Annotated in this window: 1 protein-coding gene; it reads left to right on the forward strand. The window is 41.8% G+C overall.

Going from position 1 to position 1,344, the window contains the following annotated elements:
• The first annotated feature begins 421 nt into the window (after positions 1-421).
• Positions 422-1,210, forward strand: coding sequence for a hypothetical protein (locus KDK14_RS01830; protein WP_257263312.1), 789 nt, complete (start codon positions 422-424; stop codon positions 1,208-1,210).
• Positions 1,211-1,344 lie beyond the last annotated feature (134 nt).

A 1,344-nucleotide genomic window follows, 5' to 3' on the forward strand; every position in this document is an offset into this window, starting at 1 on the left:
AGTGACTGGCCACTTAGTCAGAAAATATGATTTCATTTGGTTAACTACTTATGGCGAGTGAAAATATTTTGCGCCACCCCTAAGGATGAAAAGTTAAGCAAAATAATTATTCACGGCAAAGAAGAGCTTTTCCTTTGTGCTCCTAGTGGTTCAAAGCCTTTACTTCTGGAATTAGTAATCAGATGCTTAATGTCTATCGTAAGAACCAACCCAAGGAGAGTATTTTAATGCAAGTGACACCTGAACCGTTTATAACTCTTTGTTGCTGTCCTGAGTGGTCGTATTGTACGCCTCAAGGTCTTACTGAAACTAAACTTCTGATCGCAGGATACCGGAAAATAGAAAATACAGAACCTGCTAATAATCTGAGTGTCAGTCAGCATAGCCTGAACATGAATCCGATGAAGAAAAAAATCGTTATATGACTCATATTCGAGTGCCTGCCAATTTGACTGAGGGAATGCTTAAACAAACGACTAAAGAAGTCAGGTTACTGCTGGATTTTCGACGGGCAATTGTTTGGAATAAACCAAAAGATATAGAAAAACTGTTGAATACATATCCTCTTCGTTTCACTGTTTCTGACTGGATGTCCCTGGCATCAAGGTTTGGTTTTCTTGATGTGCTTCAATATCTTGTTAACAGAGGAGAAGATCTTGATAAAGTCTCCGGTTCTTTTCTTGTCAAAAATGCTGTTTTCTATGGACAATTGGAAATAATGGAATACTTGGCGGGTCTCGAACTCAATGACAAAACACAGCATTATTATATACCTGCTCTTGAAAGTGGTATTGATTCACTAATCTATAAAGCAGTTCAATCATCATGGATGGATGAGCGAAGCGCCTGCAGGATGATCCAACTTCTTCTGGACAAGGGGGAGCCTGTCAATGGTCATGGCAAATACAGCCCTCTTGCCTTGGCAGAGGTGCTTGATAAAACGGTTATTGTTGATTTTTTAAAGAAAAAAATCGGCCATCCCATGCTGCGGTCGGAAGAAAAATTTTGTGACGACATGCCTGCACCGTTGCGCCCTCATGATCATTCTGCTGAACCCCGGGGAGCTTGTGGCTATTCTCCATTACCATCAGCTCCTCCTGCGTATGGTTCTTTGGAGTATCGGTTAAGCCGTCCGGGTACATCGAATTTTGATCCCCCTCCAAGTTATGAGGAGTCAACGAGAATAGTTTGCGAAAAGAGCCCCGAATGAAAATTGCCCCCCACACGGGAGAGGTTGTTGCAAAAGACAGATTGAAAAGCGTTTTTTGGAACCACGGGGGTCGAAGAGCACATAAGTAGCTAACCATATGAAATCATATATTTCTGACTCCTTGTGCCGACACT

Source organism: Endozoicomonas sp. ONNA2 (genome assembly GCF_024606365.1).
Taxonomy (GTDB): domain Bacteria; phylum Pseudomonadota; class Gammaproteobacteria; order Pseudomonadales; family Endozoicomonadaceae; genus Endozoicomonas.

Coding starts and splice junctions, on each gene's coding strand:
- KDK14_RS01830 (WP_257263312.1), top strand. CDS start 422: ATGACTCATATTCGAGTGCCTGCCAATTTGACTGAGGGAATGCTTAAA.